Annotated in this window: 16 protein-coding genes; 9 read left to right on the top strand and 7 right to left on the bottom strand. The window is 69.8% G+C overall.

Annotation, left to right across the window (positions count from 1 at the left end; genetic code table 11):
- Positions 1-28 precede the first annotated feature (28 nt).
- Together KHC28_RS10425 and KHC28_RS10430 are read right to left on the bottom strand one after the other, a co-directional pair.
- Complete coding sequence (locus KHC28_RS10425; RefSeq protein ID WP_214008287.1) at positions 29-1,744, bottom strand: solute carrier family 23 protein; 1,716 nt, start codon at positions 1,742-1,744, stop codon at positions 29-31.
- Between the two features lie 166 nt (positions 1,745-1,910).
- The gene (locus tag KHC28_RS10430; RefSeq protein WP_214008288.1) at positions 1,911-3,449 is read right to left on the bottom strand and encodes an MFS transporter; all 1,539 of its coding nucleotides are present in this window, start codon (positions 3,447-3,449) and stop codon (positions 1,911-1,913) included.
- 252 nt (positions 3,450-3,701) lie between these two features.
- On the opposite strand from KHC28_RS10430, the gene KHC28_RS10435 reads away from it, so the two are divergent.
- A complete protein-coding gene (locus KHC28_RS10435; RefSeq protein WP_214008289.1) occupies positions 3,702-3,959 on the top strand; it encodes a DUF2188 domain-containing protein in 258 nt (85 codons plus the stop codon).
- A gap of 110 nt (positions 3,960-4,069) precedes the next feature.
- Entirely contained in the window at positions 4,070-5,848 is a 1,779-nt protein-coding gene (locus tag KHC28_RS10440) for a chloride channel protein (RefSeq protein WP_312893157.1), read from the top strand.
- 11 nt (positions 5,849-5,859) lie between these two features.
- Here the strand turns inward: KHC28_RS10440 and KHC28_RS10445 are convergent, their stop codons facing one another.
- The 3 genes from KHC28_RS10445 to KHC28_RS10455 all read right to left on the bottom strand — a co-directional run bounded on the left by KHC28_RS10445 (position 5,860) and on the right by KHC28_RS10455 (position 8,766).
- Positions 5,860-6,915, bottom strand: coding sequence for a dipeptidase (locus KHC28_RS10445; protein ID WP_214008290.1), 1,056 nt, complete (start codon positions 6,913-6,915; stop codon positions 5,860-5,862).
- Positions 6,916-6,945: 30 nt separating this feature from the next.
- Positions 6,946-7,626 (bottom strand): cysteine hydrolase family protein, encoded by a 681-nt coding sequence (locus KHC28_RS10450; protein WP_214008291.1) that lies wholly within the window; start codon positions 7,624-7,626, stop codon positions 6,946-6,948.
- Positions 7,627-8,133: 507 nt separating this feature from the next.
- On the bottom strand, positions 8,134-8,766 hold the full coding sequence (locus KHC28_RS10455) for a TetR/AcrR family transcriptional regulator (protein WP_214008292.1): 633 nt from the start codon (positions 8,764-8,766) through the stop codon (positions 8,134-8,136).
- 160 nt (positions 8,767-8,926) lie between these two features.
- Between KHC28_RS10455 and KHC28_RS10460 the strand changes: the two genes are divergently transcribed.
- The 5 genes from KHC28_RS10460 to KHC28_RS10480 all read left to right on the top strand — a co-directional run bounded on the left by KHC28_RS10460 (position 8,927) and on the right by KHC28_RS10480 (position 13,660).
- A complete protein-coding gene (locus tag KHC28_RS10460) occupies positions 8,927-10,009 on the top strand; it encodes a putative urea ABC transporter substrate-binding protein (protein ID WP_214008293.1) in 1,083 nt (360 codons plus the stop codon).
- 85 nt (positions 10,010-10,094) lie between these two features.
- Positions 10,095-10,913 carry an ABC transporter permease gene (locus tag KHC28_RS10465; RefSeq protein ID WP_214008294.1) on the top strand — a complete coding sequence of 273 codons (819 nt, stop codon included), beginning with the start codon at positions 10,095-10,097 and terminating at the stop codon, positions 10,911-10,913.
- Positions 10,914-11,699, top strand: coding sequence for an ABC transporter ATP-binding protein (locus KHC28_RS10470; protein ID WP_214008295.1), 786 nt, complete (start codon positions 10,914-10,916; stop codon positions 11,697-11,699).
- A 56-nt stretch (positions 11,700-11,755) separates the two neighbouring features.
- Positions 11,756-13,069 (top strand): NtaA/DmoA family FMN-dependent monooxygenase, encoded by a 1,314-nt coding sequence (locus KHC28_RS10475; RefSeq protein ID WP_214008296.1) that lies wholly within the window; start codon positions 11,756-11,758, stop codon positions 13,067-13,069.
- A gap of 48 nt (positions 13,070-13,117) precedes the next feature.
- Entirely contained in the window at positions 13,118-13,660 is a 543-nt protein-coding gene (locus tag KHC28_RS10480; RefSeq protein ID WP_214008297.1) for a flavin reductase, read from the top strand.
- An 18-nt stretch (positions 13,661-13,678) separates the two neighbouring features.
- On the opposite strand, the gene KHC28_RS10485 is transcribed toward KHC28_RS10480, so the two are convergent.
- Together KHC28_RS10485 and KHC28_RS10490 are read right to left on the bottom strand one after the other, a co-directional pair.
- A complete protein-coding gene (locus KHC28_RS10485; protein WP_214008298.1) occupies positions 13,679-14,329 on the bottom strand; it encodes an arylesterase in 651 nt (216 codons plus the stop codon).
- Positions 14,330-14,827: 498 nt separating this feature from the next.
- Complete coding sequence (locus KHC28_RS10490) at positions 14,828-16,144, bottom strand: NAD(P)/FAD-dependent oxidoreductase (RefSeq protein ID WP_214008299.1); 1,317 nt, start codon at positions 16,142-16,144, stop codon at positions 14,828-14,830.
- 454 nt (positions 16,145-16,598) lie between these two features.
- Between KHC28_RS10490 and KHC28_RS10495 the strand changes: the two genes are divergently transcribed.
- Positions 16,599-17,957 (top strand): NAD(P)H-dependent oxidoreductase, encoded by a 1,359-nt coding sequence (locus KHC28_RS10495; protein ID WP_214008300.1) that lies wholly within the window; start codon positions 16,599-16,601, stop codon positions 17,955-17,957.
- An 82-nt stretch (positions 17,958-18,039) separates the two neighbouring features.
- A complete protein-coding gene (locus KHC28_RS10500; RefSeq protein ID WP_214008301.1) occupies positions 18,040-18,351 on the top strand; it encodes a putative quinol monooxygenase in 312 nt (103 codons plus the stop codon).
- The last annotated feature ends 22 nt before the right edge of the window (positions 18,352-18,373 follow it).

An 18,373-nucleotide genomic window follows, 5' to 3' on the forward strand; every position in this document is an offset into this window, starting at 1 on the left:
CAAGCGGGGCGCTGGGAGGCGCTCCGCCTCAATGCTCGAAGCGCAAGGTCAGCATCTGGCGGTCGCCGACCTTGCCGATCACCAGCTTGTCGGCGCGCTTGCTCAGCATGTAGCCGACGAAACGCGCCACCGCCGCGCTGTCGCCGAGCAGGTCCTCGGGCGAGGGGCGCAGGGTGGGTATTTCGATCGCCTCACCCTGATAGGCGAGCACGACGTCGAAATTCATCTCGTCGAACTTCGCCCGCATCTCCAGCGTGCCGGGGGCGACGCCGGTGTCGAGCAGCATCTCCACCGCCTCCGCGACCACCGGAATGGCAGCGGCGACCACGTCGCGCCGCGCGCCCCACACGTCGCCCTGCCGCTCCAGGAACTCGGTGGCGACGGTGAACGGGTTGTCCTCGGTGGTCACCGTCACCGCCGCCTCCTGGCGGATGCCGATGCGGAAGAACAGGTTGAGGGCGACGGCCACCGCCGTCGACACCGACAGCGGCGATTCCAGGATCGGCTGCGCCCAGGTCGGCGCGGCATGGACCAGCTCGGGCAGGATCGCCACCGCGAGGCCGGCCATCACCGCGAGGCCGACGGTGAAGATGCGCCGGTCGCTGAGCCGGCGGGACAGGATGAGCTCCATGCCGGCGACGATCAGGAACGCCGCACTGTAGACCAGGATGGCGCCGACGACCGGATCGGGGATCACCGTCAGCGCGCCGATGAGCTTCGGCGAGAAGGCCGCGAGCAGGATCAACACGCCCGAGACGACGCCGATGCGCCAAGCGGTGGCGCCGGTGGCGAAGGCGACGCCGATGGCCGCCGAGGAAGAGGCGCTGGCGAAGCCGCCGGTGACGGCGGCGCCGGCGTCGCTCAGCGTGTTGGCGCGGATGGCGCGCGCGGCCTGCCCCATGTCGGCGCGGCGCCAGTCGGAATCGTCCATGCGCTGCATGGAGACCACCGTGCCGAGCATGTCGACGGCGGAGATGATGCCGGTCAGCACCGCGGCGGGCACCATGGCCCAGGAAAAGGCGAGGCCGGGCCAGCCGAGCTGCGGCAGGTCGACGAAGGCGAGCGCGCCGAGACCGGGTTCCGCCGGCGCCCGGGCGACCCCGACATAGGCGGCGAGCGCCCAGCCGACGCCGGCGCCGATGGCCACCGCGAACAGCCGCAGCGCGCCGCGCGAGAAGATCGCCAGCACGATGATGATCAGGAGAGCGGTGAAGCTCACCAGCGGGTAGCGCAGGTCGAGCAGCGTCGTCGCCTCATGGGCGCTGAGGCCAAACATGCGGCGCAGCGCCGGCGCCGCGAGCGCGACGCCGAGCATGGTCACCGCCACGCCGCAGATCTCCGGCGGGAACATCGCGCGCATGGCGTTCTGGAACCGGGTCAGCGAGAACTGCGAGACCGCCGCGATCAGGCTCATCGCCGCATAGAGCGCGGTGCCGCCGGCCGAGAGCGCCTGCACGGCCAGCGGCAGGTGCGCGGTGTTCGGGATCTGCACCAGCAGCAGGCCGGCGCCGGATTTCGAGCGCGGCAGGCATTCGAGGATGGTCGCCAACCCCATGAAGATGATGCAGCTGGTGATCAGGATCTGCGTGTCGGTGAACGACAGGCCGGCCTCGGTGGCGGCGACCAGTGGATAGACGACGAAGAGCAGGGCGAGCGTCGCATGCTGCACGCCGAGGACCAGCAGCGTACCGAGCGGCATCTTGTCGTCGGCGGCGTAGACGATGTTGGACGGTTTGCGCGGCATGGAGGGAGATACCGGAGGGCTGGAGAGGCAGGAACGGACGTCTCGCCTCCCTCCGCCCGCCCCGGCCTCGGCCGGGCCACGCGCTGCGGTCATCGATCGGAGAATCCGTTGTGCGGACTATGAAACCTCGACGGTTCCCTCGCAACTGCGATCCTTGTCGCGGCGATCAGCGCGTGCCGCCCAGCAGACGTTGCGCGACGAGGGCCGCGGCAAGGGTGATGAGCGCGCAGCTGAGCGCCGCCAGGCCGAGGCCGCGGGCGAAGGCGGCGTGTGCCGCGTTCATCAGCGCCTCGCCCGCCGGTCCGCCGAGCTGCTGCGCTGCCGTCACCGCGCCGTCGAGGGTGCGCCGGGCCATGGCGAGCGTCTCGCTGCCGACCTCGGGCAGCGCGAGGCGCTCCATGTCCACCCGGTAGGTCGCCGCCACGACGCTGCCGAGCACGGCGATGCCGAGCGCGCCGCCGAACTCGAAGCTGATTTCGGAGATCGCCGAGGCGGCGCCGGCCCGTTCCGCCGGGGCGAAGCGCATCATCAGGTCGGTGGTCAGCGTGCCGACCGGCGACAGGCCGAGGCAGAACATCACGATCGAGGCGGTCATGATCGGCAGCGGCGCGCGGTCGATCTGGCTCAGCAGCGCGAAGCCGGCGGCGGACAGGATCAGGCACACGACCAGCAGGCGGACCGGCCGCACCCGGCGCACGATATGCGGCGTCGCCAGCGAGCCGATGGCGAAGCACACGCCGGACGGCGCGGTCCACAGCCCGGCCTCGAACGGCCCCATGCCGAGCACCAGCTGCAGATATTGCGACAGCGCGAGGAAGATGCCCATGGCGCCGAACATCGCCATGATGTTGACGCCGAGCGCCGGGCCGATCATCGGGTGGCGCAGCAGCGCGAGGTCGATCATCGGGTCGGCAAGGCGCTTCTGGCGGGCGATGAAGAAGACGCCGACGACAAGGCCGAGCGCGACGGCTGCCGCCGCCTGTCCGTCCGGTCCCGCCTCGGCGACGTGCTTCATGCCGTAGATCAGCGCCAGCACCGCGACCACTGACTGCACGGCGCTGACGATGTCGAGCCGGCCGGCCTTCTCGTCGCGATACTCCGGCAGCAGCAGCGGGCCGATCAAGAGCAGGCCGAGCATCACCGGCACCGCGAGCAGGAACACCGCTCCCCACCAGAAATGCGCCAGCACCGCACCGCCGACCAGCGGACCGATGGCCGCTCCCGCCGAGAAGCAGGCGATCCACACGCCGATGGCGAGCGTGCGCTGGCGCTCGTCGAGGAACATGTTGCGGATCAGCGACAGGGTCGAGGGCGCCACCGTCGCGCCGGCGATGCCGAGCAGGGCGCGGGCGGCAATCAGTTCCTCGGCCGTGCGCGCGAACGCCGCGAGTACCGAGGTCGCGGCGAAGCAGGCCGCGCCGATGAGCAGCAGGCGCCGACGGCCGATGCGGTCACCGAGCGTGCCCATCAGCATCAGCGTGCCGGCGACCATGAAGCCGTAGATGTCGATGATCCACAGAAGCTGGGTGGCGCTGGGCGACAGATGCAAGGCGAGCTGCGGCACCGCGAGGTGCAGCACCGTCAGGTCCATCGCATAGACGAGGCAGGGGATGGCGATGACGGCGAGGCCGATCCATTCCTTGCGCGTCGCCTGGCGCGTCGCCCGCTGGCCGGGGCCGGTCGGCTCGTCGTGTTCGGCACGCATGGCCTGCACTCCGCACTCTGCACGGGGCCGCATGGGCCCGGGCGGTGCTCGATAGCCCATTCCGCCGGCCCTCGCCACTCGCTTTCCGCTTCGGAAAGGGTGCGGCCGGCGGGCGGAGCGTGTCGCGCCCGTCACGAGAGCCATCATGGGAATGGGCAAGTCCCGCCGATCCGGCGGTGCTAGACTATGCGCAGCGCTTCGAGCGGAACCGGCGGCTGCGCCGGCGATTTCCCAAGGCTGGGAGGATGTCAGATGAGCCATATTCGCTACGAGATCGTCGAGCATGACGGCGGCTGGGCCTACAAGCTCGGCGATGTGTTTTCCGAAACCCACGCTACCCATGAGGGGGCGCTGAAGGCCGCCCGCGACGCGGCGGCGCGCCAATCGCTGAGCGGCGAGACCCGGCCGATCCTCTATCAGGATGCCGCCGGCGCCTGGCACCAGGAAACCTCCGAGGGCACCGACCGGCCCGAGGCCGATATCGAGGATCGAAAAGCCGGCAAATCCTGACCCTTCGTCGCGGTGTCGCGCCTGCCTCCCAGGTTCCGATTGGCGGTTGCCGGCGTCGCCGGCACTGCCTAAACACGGGAGCGCAACGCCCGATCCGCGAAGGCTGGCCCGTGACGCTCGACCCTGTTTCGCAACCGCGCTCCCTCGCCGCCCGGCTGCGCTCCATGGTGCGGACCAGCGAGCTGGCGGTGGTCGCGCTGGCCGGTCTGATCGGGGTGCTGGCCGGGGTCGTGGTGGTCGTGCTCGGCCAGGCGACCCAGTGGCTGCATGTCGCGCTGTTCGGCATCGCGCCGGATGCCCATCTGTCCACGACCATCGGCCTTGCGCCGCTGGTGCTGGTGCTGGTGCCGACGCTCGGCGGGCTCGCCTTTGGCCTCGCCAGCCTGCTGGCGCGGCGCATCTCCTCCGGCGCGACGGTCGATCCCATCGAGGCCAACGCGCTGCATGGCGGGCGCATGTCGTTGACCGAAAGTCTCGTCGTCGCCGTCCAGACCATGGCGTCGAGTGGCGTGGGCGCCTCGGTCGGTTTGGAAGCCGGCTACACGCAGGCTTCCAGCGGCCTCGCCTCCCGTCTCGGGCAGGCGCTACGTCTGCGCCGCGTCGATCTCAGGACGATGGTCGGCTGCGCGTCCGGCGCGGCGATCGGCGCCGCCTTCGACGCGCCGCTCATGGGCGCCTTCTACGGCTTCGAGCTGATCCTCGGTACCTACGCCATTCCCGCCTTCGCGCCGATGATGACGGCGAGCTTCACCGCCGCCCTCACGCGCCGGCTGCTGATGCCGGAGGCGGTGCCGGCGCTGCCGGACCTTGCCGCGCCGGCACTCGCCGATCTGCCGGCGGTGCTGCTGCTCGGCGCGCTCAGCGCCTTGGTCGGCATCGCGGTGATGCGCGGGGCGACGCTGGTCGAGGCGGGGTTCCGCCGCTCGCCGGTGCCGGTCTATGCGCGGCCGGTGCTGGGCGGGCTGGCGGTCGGACTGATGGCGCTCGCCACCCCTGCCGTGCTGTCCGCCGGGCATGGCGCGGTCTACCATCATATCGGCAGCGACGAATTGCTGGCGCCGCTGGCGCTGCTGCTGCTCGCCAAGGTGGCGGCGTCCTCGGTCTCCATCGGCTCCGGCTTTCGCGGCGGCCTGTTCTTCGCCTCGCTGCTGATGGGGGTGCTGGCGGGGCGGGTCTATGCCGGTGCGCTGGAGGCGGTGCTGCCCGGCGTCGCCGTTGATCACGCACTTTACGCGCTGATCGGCATGGCTGCGCTGGCGGTCTCGGTGGTCGGCGGGCCGATGACCATGACGCTGCTGGCGCTGGAGATGACCGGCGACCTGCATCTGACGCTGGCGGTGCTGGCGGCGTCGGGCGTTTCCTCGCTGATGACGCGGCGGCTGTTCGGCTTCTCCTTCGCGACCTGGCGCTTCCATTTGCGCGGGGAAAGCATTCGCGGCGCGCACGACATCGGTTGGCTGCGCGACCTCAAGGTCGGCGAACTGATGCGGATCGAGGTGCCGCAGCTGGCTGCCGACACAACGCTCGAGGCGGCGCGACGCACCTATCCGCCCGGCTCCACCGCCTATGTCGTCGCGACCGAAGCGGACGGAGCCTATGCCGGCATGGTGCCGCTGGCGGCGCTCTATGCCGCGGCGGAGGAGGGGGCCGCGCCACCGGCCTCGCTGCGCGCCTTGCTGCGCCTGCCCGATACGGCGCTTCTCCCCGGCATGACCATTCGCGAGGCGCTGGACGCCTTCGATCACGCCGAGGCGGACGTGCTCGCCGTGGTGGCGGAGGCGCGCGGCCGGCGGCTGGTCGGCGTGCTCAGCGAGACGCACGCCATCCGCCGCTACAGCGAGGAGATGAGCCGGCGTCTCAGCGAGATCACCGGCGAACGCCCTGATTAAGCACGCGAATCTCAGGCGTCTTCGTGCCAGGCGCGGGCGAGCACCCGCAGCCAGTTCTCCCGGCACAGCTTGGCGAGCTCGTCAGACGTGAACCCGTCGGCCGCCAGCGCTTCCACCAGCGCCTGCTGCCCGGCCGCGTCGCCGATGGCGGCGGGGATGGTGGCGCCGTCATAATCCGAGCCGAGCGCCACGCCGTCGATGCCGACGCGCTCCACCAGATGGCGGATATGCGCCACCATGGCGTCGAGCGGCGTGTCGGCGTTCTCCATGCCGTCCGGCCGCAGCATGGTGGTGGCGTAGTTGAGGCCGACCAGCCCCTCGCTCTCGCGGATGGCGTCGAGCTGGCGGTCGGTGAGGTTGCGCGCCACCGGGGTCAGCGCGTGGGCGTTGGAATGGCTGGCGACAAGCGGCTGGTCGGTGGTCTTCGCCACGTCCCAGAAGCCCTTCTCGGTGATGTGGGCGAGATCTATGAGGATTCCCAGACGGTTGCAGGTTCGCACCAGCTCGAAGCCGGCCTCGGTCAGGCCAGGCCCGGTGTCCGGGCTCATCGGGAAGGCGAAGGGCACGCCGTGGCCGAAGATGTTGTTGCGGCTCCATACCGGCCCGAGCGAGCGCAGGCCGGCGGCGTAGAAGGTCTCCAGCGCCGCGAGGTCGGCGCCGATCGCCTCGCAGCCCTCCATGTGCAGCACGGCGGCGAAGGTGCCGGCGGCCATGGCCGCGCGGATCTCGGCGGTGGAGCGGCACAGCTTCCACAGGCCGGCCCTATCGAGCCGGAAGGCGATCGCCGCCATGTCCAGTGCGGTGTCCAGTGAGGACGATCGCTCCAGCGGTTCGGCCAGTGGGGTTGAATAATGGCCGTTCGCGTCGGGCTGCTTCAGGATCAGCTCGCCGGACGGGATGTAGATGGCGCACAGGCCGCCGGCGAGCCCACCCTTGCGGGCGCGGGGCGCGTCGATATGGCCCTTGCCGGTGCCCTCGCCGAACTCGCGCACCGGGTCGATGCCCTCCCTGCCGTGCTCCCACAGCCGTAGCAGCACGTCGTTATGCCCGTCGAAAACCGCTTCCATTCCTGTCCGTCCGTTCCGTCCTAAATGAAGTCAGCCGCACAGGGCGGCGATCACCGCCGCGCTGCCGGCCACAGTGCCGAAGATACCGCCTTCGGTCGTGATGGTGTCGATCGCCGCTCGGTGGTTGGCCTCGACGGTGGCGGCGCAGCCATCCTCCACCAAGAGCGGCTCGTAGCCGCGATCCACCGCCTCGCGCAGGGTCGAATGCACGCACACATCCGTCGTCACGCCGCAGATGACGAGGTGCCGGACGCCGCGCGCCACCAGGATGCGGTCGAGGTCGGTGGCGTAGAAGGCGGAGAAGCCCGGCTTGTCGATCACCGGCTCGCCCGGCGCGGGGGCGAGCTCGGGCACGATGTCCCAGCCTTCCTCGCCACGGATCAGCAGGCGCCCCAGCGGGCCGGGGCTGCCGATTTCCGCCCCGGCGAGGCGCGAGCGGAAGCGCTTCTGCGGCGTCAGGTCGGAGAGGTCGGGGCGGTGGCCCTCGCGGGTGTAGATCACCAGCCCGCCAAACGCCCGCACCGCCTCGCGCAGCGCCGCGATGCGGGGGATGAGCGCCTGCGCCGGGCCGACATCGTAGCCCATGGCGTCGACATAGCCGCCGGGGGCGCAGAAATCGCGCTGCATGTCGATGACGATCAGCGCCGTGGTCGCCGGCGCGAGGTCGCGGCCATGCGGCCAGTCATAGGGGCGGGCGGTGACATGGGGCATGGCGGGGGCTTCGCTGGCGGGCAGGGCGGGACCCGACCATGCCCCAAGCCGCCGCGGCTTCCAAGATGCCGTTGCGGCGCCGGAGCCGGCCTCCCGGGACCGGCTTGGCCGGCCGGGAGGTCGCCCGGAGCTCCGGTCCGCAATCGTCGAAGCCCCTCAACCTGCCCGCGCCGTCGGGTCGAGGCGGGGGCGAGACGGCTTCGATGCTTGCCGATGGCGCCGCGTCCCGCCGCCCCGCTGCGCGCAGACCACATCTCCGTCGAAGCCGGATCTCCCCGCCTACGGCAGACGGAATTGCGAGGCGGGCTCGGGGCACGCTCTTGGGTGCCCACGCCAAACTGCCCGTTCTGAGGCATCTGGCGTCATCCGGGCGTCGAAGGGGGCTCGTCCGGGCACGCTTTGCCAAGCATCCCTCAAGGCTCGCGGTGCCTGTCCCTGGCCTGTCGGAGGCATGACCTGAGCGCCCGCCCCGAGGATGGCTACGCTTGCCCGCGTTCGGCCGACCTCTCAGGACGCCTGCGGTGCGTGGACGGTGGCCGCGCCGATCCAGCCGGGCACCACGTCGGCGAGGTCGCGTATGTCCTGCGCGACTCGGTTGTCGCCGCGGCTGGTCGAGGCGAAGAAGATGCCGTCGAGCATCAGGCCGATGCGGCGCGCGGTGCGGGAGATGTCATGCGGCCGGAACAGCCCGGCCGCGATGCCGCGCTGCAGGGCGTCTTCCAGCAGTTCCTTCTCGCCGCGGTAGAAGCCGGCGATCAGCGCCTCCAGCACCTCGTCCTGCATGCCGGAACTCGCATAGTCCGCCATCAGCTTCACCATGCGGACCAGCGTCGGGGCGATCTCGATATGGGTCTCCAGCCAGGCGAGGATCTCGGCCAGCGGGTCGGGCTGCCGGGTGCGGCGCTCCTCATAGCCGAGCAGCAGCTGCTGGATGGCGTGCTCCAGCGCCCGGCGCACCAGGTCGTCCTTGCTGTCGAAATAATGGTAGAGCAGCCCGACATTCATGTCGCACACCTGCGCGATGTCGCGGACGGTGACGATCGAGTAATGCCGCTCGGCGAACAGGCGCAGCGCCTCGTCGAGGATCATCGCCCGGCGTTCGGCCGGGGGCAGGCGCCGGCGTGCCGCTTTTGCGGTCATGGTGCGTTCCTCCGTAGAAGTCCCGATCGTGAAAGCACGGATTTTCCTGAGTTGCCTGCATGCTACGCGTGCTCATTTGTTAGGCTTGCATGCCGTATTAAGTCAACGCTTAATAGCGAGGTATCCCAGCGACGTCCCCCGCGACCCGGAGCCCCGCCCCATGAAGCGTTTCCTGAGAGCCGCCGCGCTTGCCGCCGGCCTCGCCGCCGTCGTCCTCGCCAGCGCCGACAGTCCGGCGCATGCCGCCCCCAAGAAGAGTTTCAAGGTCGCCTACACGGTCTATATCGGCTTCATGCCGCTGGCCTACATGAAGTCGTCCGGCATCATGAAGAAGTGGGCCGACAAGTACGGCATCGATGTCGAGCTGATCCAGGCCAACGACTATGTTGGCTCGGTCAACCAGTTCATCGCCGGCGAGATCGACGCGGTCGGCGTCGCCTCGATGGACGGTCTCACCATGCCCGCCGCCGGCGGCGTCGACACCTCGGTGTTCCTGATCACCGACTATTCCAACGGCAACGACATCGTGATGTCCAAGACCGCCAAGGACATCAAGGAACTGGCCGGCCAGGACGTCTACCTGCTGCAGTACAGCGTCTCGCACTACCTGCTCAATCGCGGCCTCCAGCAGGCCGGCGTCACCGATCCGACCGCCACCAAGACGGTGAACATCTCCGACAGCGAGATCTCCGCCGCCTATGTCTCGCAGCCGGACCTGAAGCACGCGGTGTCGTGGAAGCCGCTGACCGAGGACATGCTGAAGGTGCCGGGCTCGACCCTGCTGTTCGACAGCTCCAAGATCCCCGGCGAGATCATGGACGTGTTCGTCGGCAAGACCGAGGTGCTGAAGGACAACCCCGACTTCGCCAAGGCGGTGCTCGGCGCCTGGTATGAGGCGCTCGGCGTGCTGAAGGCCGGCGGCGCCAAGGGCGACGAGATGCGCGCGGTGATGACCAGCGCCATGGGCACCGATGCCGGTGGCCTGCAGAGCCAGCTCGACACCACCCATTTCTTCTACACCCCGGCCGAGGCGCTCGCCTTCCTGACCTCCGCCGACAACGCCAAGATCTGGGACAGCATCCGCACCTTCTGCTTCTCGCAGGGCCTGTTCGGCCAGGGCGCCACCAGCGTCGATTCGATCGGCATCGAGGTCGCCGACGGCACGGTGCTCGGCGACAAGGCCAACATCAAGATGCGGATCAACCCGACCTTCACCAAGCTCGCCGCCGACGGCAAGCTCTGAGCCGCGCGACGCCGGGCCGGCACGCCGGCCCGGTTTCCTCCCCCATTCCGACTTCGCTCACCGTCTCGCAACGGAAGGCTGATCCATGCGCCGCATCATCAACTATGCGCCGAGCCCTGGCGCGAAGGTGATCCTCGCCATATTGCCGTTCGTGCTGCTGGTGGGCGTCTATTTCCTCGGCTCCAGCGCCCGGCTCGCCATCGACCCGGCCGACAAGCTGATGCCCGGCTTCGCCTCCTTCTATGCCAGCATGATGCGGCTCGGCACCACCATCGACATCGCCACCAAGCAGTACCTGTTGTGGTGGGACACCTGGCTGAGCCTGCAGCGGCTGTTCCTCGGCCTTGGCATCTCCGCGCTGATCGGGCTGGTGCTCGGCATCCTCGTCGGCTTCGTGCCCTATCTGCGCGCCACCTTCGAGCCGTTCTTCGCCGCCTTCTCGCTGATCCCGCCGCTTGCCGTGCTGCCGATCCTGTTCATCCTGTTCGGGCTCGGCGAATTGTCGAAGATCGTGCTGATCGTGTTCGGCATCGCCCCCTTCATCACCCGCGACGTGATGCTGCGCGTGGCCTCGCTGCCGACCGAGCAGATCGTCAAGGCGCAGACGCTCGGCGCCTCCACCTGGCAGATGATCACCGGGGTGATCCTGCCGCAGGTGATGCCGCGCCTGCTCGACTCGGTGCGCCTCTCGCTCGGCGCCGCCTGGCTGTTCGTCATCGCCGCCGAGGCGATCACCGCCGAGGGCGGGCTCGGCTACCGCATCTTCCTGGTGCGGCGCTATCTCGCGATGGACGTGATCCTGCCCTATGTCGCCTGGATCACGCTGCTCGCTTTCCTGATGGACTACGCGCTGCGCAAGATCGCCGCCGTCGCCTATCCCTGGGACCGGATCAAGGCGGCCTGAATGACCCAGATCATCTTCGACGACGTCTGGAAGGAATATGGCGAGCATATCGTGCTCGAGCGCATCAACCTGACACTGGACGACCACGAATTCCTCGCCGTGATCGGCCCCTCCGGCGCCGGCAAGACCACCTTCCTGCGCATGCTGCTCTCGCAGGAGGCCCCGACGCGCGGGCGCATCCTGATCGACGGCGAGCCGATCGCCCCCGAGCCGACCGCCGATCGCGGCGTGGTGTTCCAGCGCTACTCGGTGTTCCCGCACCGCACCGTGCTGGGCAACGTCATGATGGGCCCGCAATGGGCGGCGTCGCCGCTGCTCGGCCGGCTGTTCGGCGCCCGCCGCCGGGCGGTGGAGGAGCGCGCCATGGCGCTGCTCACCCGCGTCGGCCTCGCCGAGCACGCGGAAAAGTATCCGGCCCAGCTGTCCGGCGGCATGCAGCAGCGCCTTGCGCTGGCGCAGGCGCTGATCATGAAGCCGAAGGTGCTGCTGCTCGACGAGCCGTTCGGCGCCCTCGACCCCGGCACCCGCAAGCAGATGCACGAGCTGGTCAGCGAGCTGTGGGAAGAGAACGCCATGACCATCGTCATGGTCACCCACGATCTGCCCGAGGCGTTCCTGCTCGGCACCCGCGTCATCGCCGTCGAGCGGCCGCGCAAGGATCCGCAGGCGCCGGAGCGCTTCGGCGCCACCATCGTCTCCGACTACGAGACCAAGTGCCGGATCGTGCGCGACAGCCGCCGCTTCGAGGCGGACCGCGCCAAGGCACGTCTCACTCTGGTTCCCTGATTCTCTCTTATCCGCAGGCGGCACCTCCGCCGCGGTACTGGTGAAGGACTGACAAAATGGCCGACAAGCGCTTCCACCTCGCCTGGTTCATGAACTTCACGCCCGACGAATGGCGCGAACCCTTCGGCCAGGGCGGCAATCCGTGGGACGGCCAGTTCTACGTCGAGATGGCGCAGTCGATGGAGCGCGCCTGCTTCGATCTGATCATGATCGAGGACAAGCTGATGGTGCCGGAGACCTACGGCGCCTCGCGCGACATCTCGCTCGCGCACGCCATGATGGTGCCGAAGGCCGATCCGGCGCCGCTCGCCGTCGCCATGGGCATGGCCACCAAGCACCTCGGCGTCGTCGCCACCATGTCGACCATGGCCTACCCGCCCTTCATGCTGGCGCGGCTGTCCTCCACCATCGATAGCCTGACCAAGGGCCGCTTCGGCTGGAACGTCGTCACTTCGGCCGAGGACCTGATGGCGAAGAATTTCGGCATGGACAAGCTGCCGGCCCGCGAGGACCGCTACGCCATGGCCGACGAGTACATGGAAGTGGTCGGCAAGCTGTTCGACTCATGGGAACCGGACGCGGTGGTGCTCGACCGCAAGAACGGCATCTATGCCGACGGCTCCAAGGTGCACACCGTCGATCACGAAGGCCGGTTCTACAAGGTGCGCGGGCCGCTCAACACCGTGCCCTCGCCGCAGCGCCGCCCGGTCTACCTCCAGGCCGGCGCCTCGCCGCGCGGCCGCGACTTCGCCGCCCAGCATTCCGACGCCATCGTCTCGGTGGCGAACGGCGTCGAGGGCATGAAGGAGTTCCGCGCCGACATCCGCGCCCGCGCCGAGAAGTTCGGTCGCAACCCGGACGACATCAAGGTGTTCTTCTGCATCTGCCCGAGCCTCGGCGAGACGGAAGCGGAAGCGCGCGCCCGCTACGACAACGTCACCATGTCCGACAATTTCGTCACCGACGTGCTGATCTCGATCTCCGCCATCACCGAGATCGACTTCTCGAAGTACGACCTCGACAAGCCGCTGCCGGAAAAGCTGGTGACCAATGGCGAATCCGGCACGCTCGACAAGTTCCAGCAGTGGGGCTCCGGCAAGACGCTGCGCCAGCTGGCGGCGTCGGGTGGCGGCGGCCTCGTCTCCTCGCTGGAGCTGATCGGCACGCCGGCGCAGGTGGCGCAGAAGATGGGCGAGGCGATGGAGGAGGTCGGCGGCGACGGCTTCCTGATCACCACCCCGGTGCTGCGCGTCTCGCGCCGCTACATCACCGAGATCTGCGACGGGCTGGTGCCTGAACTGCAGGCGCGCGGGCTTGTGCGCACCGAGTACAAGCACCAGCTCCTGCGCGACAACCTGCGTGAATTCTGAGCCGCGGCACCGGCGACGCAAGCCGGGCGCGGCGAGAGGAGGGCGGCGATGAGCCCCTGCCTGAGGAAGGACCTTGTGCCGGCCGAACCGGAGCTCGCTCCGGTCGGCCGCCAGGAATACCGCGACGCCATGGCCCGCCTCGGCGCGGCGGTGAACGTGGTGACTACCGACGGACCCGGCGGGCGGCACGGCTTCACCGCCTCCGCCGTGTGCAGCGTCACCGACGACCCGCCGACGCTGCTGGTGTGCCTCAATCGCGGCTCCTCGGCGAGCTCGACCATCCACGCCAACGGGGTGCTGTGCGTCAACACGCTGGCGGCCGGGCAGCAGGAACTGTCCGACCGCTTCGGCGGCAGGGTGCCGCCGGCCGAGCGCTTCCATGCCGGCGAATGGCGTCCCGGCATCACCGGCGCGCCGGTGCTGGTCGGGGCGCTGGCGAGCTTCGATTGCCGCATCACCCGCTTCGTCGAGGTCGGCACCCATGACGTGCTGTTCTGCGAGGTCGTCGGGCTCGACGAGGCCGGTACGCGCGAGGGGCTGATGTATTTCCTGCGCGGCTATCACGCGCTGGGCAAGCCGACGCCGGAATGAGCCGGCGCGGCCTCGCCGTCATCGGCGGGCGACGGCGGGAAGCCAGGATTCCACCGTCGGCAGGATGCGCGAGACGATGACCTCGACCCCCGCCGCGTTGGGGTGCATGCCGTCGCGCAGGTTGAGCGCCGGCATCGCCACCACCCCGGACAGGAAGAAGCGGTAGAGCGGCACGCCGTGCCGGCGGGCGAGCCGCGGATAGATCGCCTGGAAGCGCGCCATATAGGCGAGCCCCTGGCTCGGCGGCGCCATCATTCCCGCCAGCAGCACGGCGATGCCCCGCGCCCTGAGACGCGACAGGATGGCATCGAGCGCCGCCTCCGTCTCGGCCGGATCGAGGCCGCGCAGCGCGTCATTGGCGCCGAGTTCGAGAATCACCCCCTGCGTGCCGGGCGGCACCGCCCGGTTGAGCCGGGCCAGCCCGGCGCCCGCCGTATCGCCGGAGACCCCGGCATTGACGACGGTGACGTCGTGGCCGCGCGCGCGCAGCGCCGCCTGGAGCCGTGCCGGGAAGGCTTCGCCTCCGGCAAGGCGATAGCCGCTGGTCAGGCTGTCGCCGAGCGCGACGATGCGCAGGGTTTGCGCCTGCGCCCCGAGGGCCGGCAGCAGCAGAACCACCAGCACGAGAGCGAGCGTTCGAAGCCGGAGCGGCGGCGCGGGTGAACTCATCAGCGTTATATCCGATGTCCGTCCGTCATGATCCAGTCCCGCGGCCCCGACTTCACTTACCTCTTATCGGCGAGGCCGCCCTCGGGGGCCGGTCTCCCGCCCGTTGCGGCGCGGATGGCCGTCGCCTGATCGGAACCCCCTTTCCGCCGCCGCGTTGGCACCGAAAGCAGGGGAGATGCCGAATGAGGATAGCAAGCACTCTGGCGACGTGTGCCGTGCTGATAGCAGCCGGCTGGCCGGCCGCAGCGCAGGATGCCGGTGCGCCGACGGGAACGCCTCCGCCTCCGCCGTCGATGTCCCAGCCGCCAGTCGGCGGTCAGGACGCTCCAGCCGTCCGGCCGCCGGACCCGACGCCGGAGCAGGGATCGGTGGTGCGGCAGCCGCCCCCGGGACCGCCGCCCGAGGGCGCGGCGAAGGAGACGACTCTTCCGGACTGCACCCCACCGAACTGCGGCACGCCGAAGATCATGGAATGAACGGACGCGACGTTCCCGGCCGTCACGAGGGCGGCGGGGCTGTCGCCGTCGGGGTGCCGGGCGCCGGGTCGCCGGTGATCAGCCGGGCGGAGCGCTGGTGGGTCAGGTAGTTCCACAGCCAGCTCAGCGCCACCGCGATCCGGTTGCGGGTGCCGATCAGGAAGTAGACGTGCACCACGCCCCAGAACGCCCACCCGGTGAACCCCTTCAGCTGCCAGCGTCCGAGCTTCACCACCGCGGCGTTGCGCCCGATGGTAGCGAGGTCGCCGACATGGCGGTAGCGGAAGGCGCCCGGCGACCGCTTGCCGGCGACCCGCGCCGCGATCACCGCCGCGACGTGGTCGCCCATCTGCTTGGCGGCCGGCGCGATGCCGGGAATCGGCCGGCCATTGGCCGGCGGAGGGGCCGAGGTGTCGCCGATGACGAAGATATCGGGATCGCCGGGCAAAGTGAGGTCCGCGCCGACGAGGCAGCGTCCCGCGCGATCGGTCTCGGCGCCGAGCCATTGCGCCGCCGCCGAGGCGCGCACGCCGGCGGCCCAGATCTTGGTCGAGGAGTGGATGCGCTCGCCGCCGGCGAGGTCGACATGGTCGGGACCGCAATCGATCACCGCGCGGCCGGTCATTACCTCCACGCCCATCTGCTCCAGCTTCTGGCGCGCATAGGCGGAGAGCGGCTCGGGGAAGCTCGGCAGGATGCGCTCGCCGGCCTCGATCAGCAGGATGCGGGCGGTGCGCGGGTCCACCCGCTTGAAGTCCGGCGCCAGCGCGTGGCGCGCCACCTCGGCTACCGCCCCGGCGAGCTCGACGCCGGTCGGTCCGCCGCCGATGATGACGAAGGTGAGCAGGCGCCGCCGCAACTCGTCGTCATCGGTCGCCTCGGCGCGCTCGAAGGAGACGAGGATGCTGCGCCGCAGCCGGGTGGCGTCCTCGATGTCCTTGAGGCCGGGCGCGTCGGCGGCCCAGTCGTCATGGCCGAAATAGGAATGCGTGGCCCCGGTGGCGAGCACGAGGATGTCGTAGGGAATGCGCCCCTCGCTGGTGACGAGCTCGCGGGCGGCGCGGTCGACGCCCTCGGCGCGGGCCATCAGCATCGTCACGTTGGACTGCCGTGACAGTACGTGCCGCACCGGCCAGGCGATGTCGGCCGGCGAGAGCACGGCGGTGGCCACCTGATAGAGCAGCGGCTGGAAGCAATGGTAGTTGTGCCGGTCGATCAGCGTGATGTCGACCGGTGCGCCGGCGAGGCCGCGTGCCGCCTGAAGGCCGCCGAAGCCGGCGCCGGCGATCACCACGCGGGTTCGGTGAGTTTGGGTGGGTGTCTCGATCTTGCTGTTCATTGCCTGCACACACTGATGTCGTCGTGCCCCCGGCGACCCGCTGTCATGATGGATGATCCTGTGTGGAAAGTTCCACCCCTTGGACGTGCGGCGAACGTGCACTTGGGCAAGCGCGCCGACGGGCAGGCCGGATCGTTAAGGCAGGCTAACAAATCAGGCTGTCTTTCTAAATGGAACTAACGGACATGCGGTCCTATGGTCAGCTTCGAGCAGCACGACAGATCGCTGCCGCACCGTGAACCGGGACGTGATCCCGGCTTCGGGGTGGAGGACAAAACGCCGCTTTCGACCCAACCCGCACCGTCCCCGACGCCGGCCCCGTGGCCGCGCGCGTCCGTGAACGACGCCTGACGCGCCGCCTCCCGAACAGGAGAGCCGCGCCGGCGCTCCCTCATGGCCCGCGCCGTCCCGGCTCGACCCGAGGGACACCAGGATCGCATCTGAGGATCGCACGATGAATCTCTCGACCTTGCTTCAAGCCCGCGCCGCCGCCGGCCGTCCGGTCCGGGCCGGCCTGATCGGCGCCGGCAAATTCGGCTCGATGGTGCTCGCGCAGGCGCAGCGCATCGAGGGACTGCAGATCGTCGCCGTCGCCGACCTCAATGTCGGCAAGGCGCGGGAATCGCTGGCGCGGGTCGGCTGGCCGGCGGAACGCTACGCGGCGACCAGCGCCGGCGACGCGGTGAAGACCGGCCGCACCTTCGTCACCGACGACGTGGCGGCGCTGCTGGCCTGCGACGAGATCGAATGCGTCATCGAAGCCACCGGCCACCCGATCGCCGGCACCCGCCACGCGCTGGCCGCCATCGACGCCCGCAAGCATGTGGTGATGGTCAATGTCGAGGCCGACGTCATGGTCGGGCCGATCCTCGCCGAGCGCGCCCGCCGGCAGGGCGTCATCTATTCCATGGCCTATGGCGACCAGCCGGCGCTGATCTGCGAGCTGGTCGACTGGGCCCGCGCCACCGGCTTCGAGATCACCGCCGCCGGCAAGGGCATGAATTTCGAGCCGCGCTACCGCTATTCCACCCCCGACACCGTCTGGGGCTTCTTCGGCTGGACCGAGGAGGAGGTGAAGGCCGGCGACTTCAACCCGAAGATGTACAATTCCTTCACCGACGGCACCAAGGCGGCGATCGAGATGGCGGCGGTCGCCAACGGCACCGGCCTCGACTGCCCCGATGACGGGTTGGCCTTCCCGCCAGCCGGCCTGCACGACCTCGCCAAGGTGTTCCGCCCGGCGGCGGATGGCGGGCGCATGGCGCGCTCCGGCCTCGTCGACATCGCCGCCAGCCAGGAGCCGGACGGGCGCGAGGTCTACAACAACATCCGCTACGGCGTGTTCGTCACCTTCAAGGCGCATAACGAATATGCCCGCGCCTGCTTCAAGCAGTACGGCCTCCTGACCGACCCGTCCGGCTGGTACGCCTCGATGTGGCGCCCGTTCCACATCATCGGGCTGGAGACCTCGGTGAGCGTGCTCTCGGCCTGCCTGCGCGGCGAGCCGACCGGCTGCTCGAAGGAGTTCCGCGGCGACGCGGTCGCCACCGCCAAGAAGGACATGCAGCCCGGCGAGATGCTGGACGGCGAAGGCGGCTACGCGGTGTGGGCCAACGCCATTCCGGCGACCCGCAGCCTCGACCTCCGGGCGCTGCCGATCGGCCTCGCCCACAACGTCAAGCTCAAGCGGCCGCTCAAGAAGGACCAGATCGTCTCCTTCGACGATGTCGAGCTGACCGCCGATCTCGACGTGGTCCGGCTGCGCCGGGAGATGGAAGACACCTTCCGCCCCGGCACCAGCGTCGCCGCCTGAGGCGCCGGCGAGGGCAGGGCGGTTCGCGCCTCCCTGCCTTCGCACCCCGTCTCCGTAACCTCTGCCTTCCCACAGGACGACCATGACCGCCGCCCCGCACACGCCCTTCGTCGTCATCGCCGAGTTCCGGGTGAAGCCCGGCGCGCTCGACGCCTTCCTCGCCGCCGCGCAGGATGATGCCCGCCATTCGCTCGCCGACGAGCCGGGCTGCCGACAGTTCGACGTCGTGGTGCCGGAAGCCGGCGACAGCGTGGTGTTCTACGAGGTCTATGACAGCCGCGCCGCCTTCGACGCGCATCTGGAGACGCCGCATCTCGCCCGGTTCCGGCAGGCGTTTCCGCCGCTGATCGTCGAGGAACGGCCGGTGCGCTTCGCCGCCCGGCAGCATCCGTGACGACCGGATCAGGAGACACCGC

Origin of the sequence: Ancylobacter sonchi, from assembly GCF_018390695.1 — a bacterium.
Lineage (GTDB): Bacteria > Pseudomonadota > Alphaproteobacteria > Rhizobiales > Xanthobacteraceae > Ancylobacter > Ancylobacter sonchi.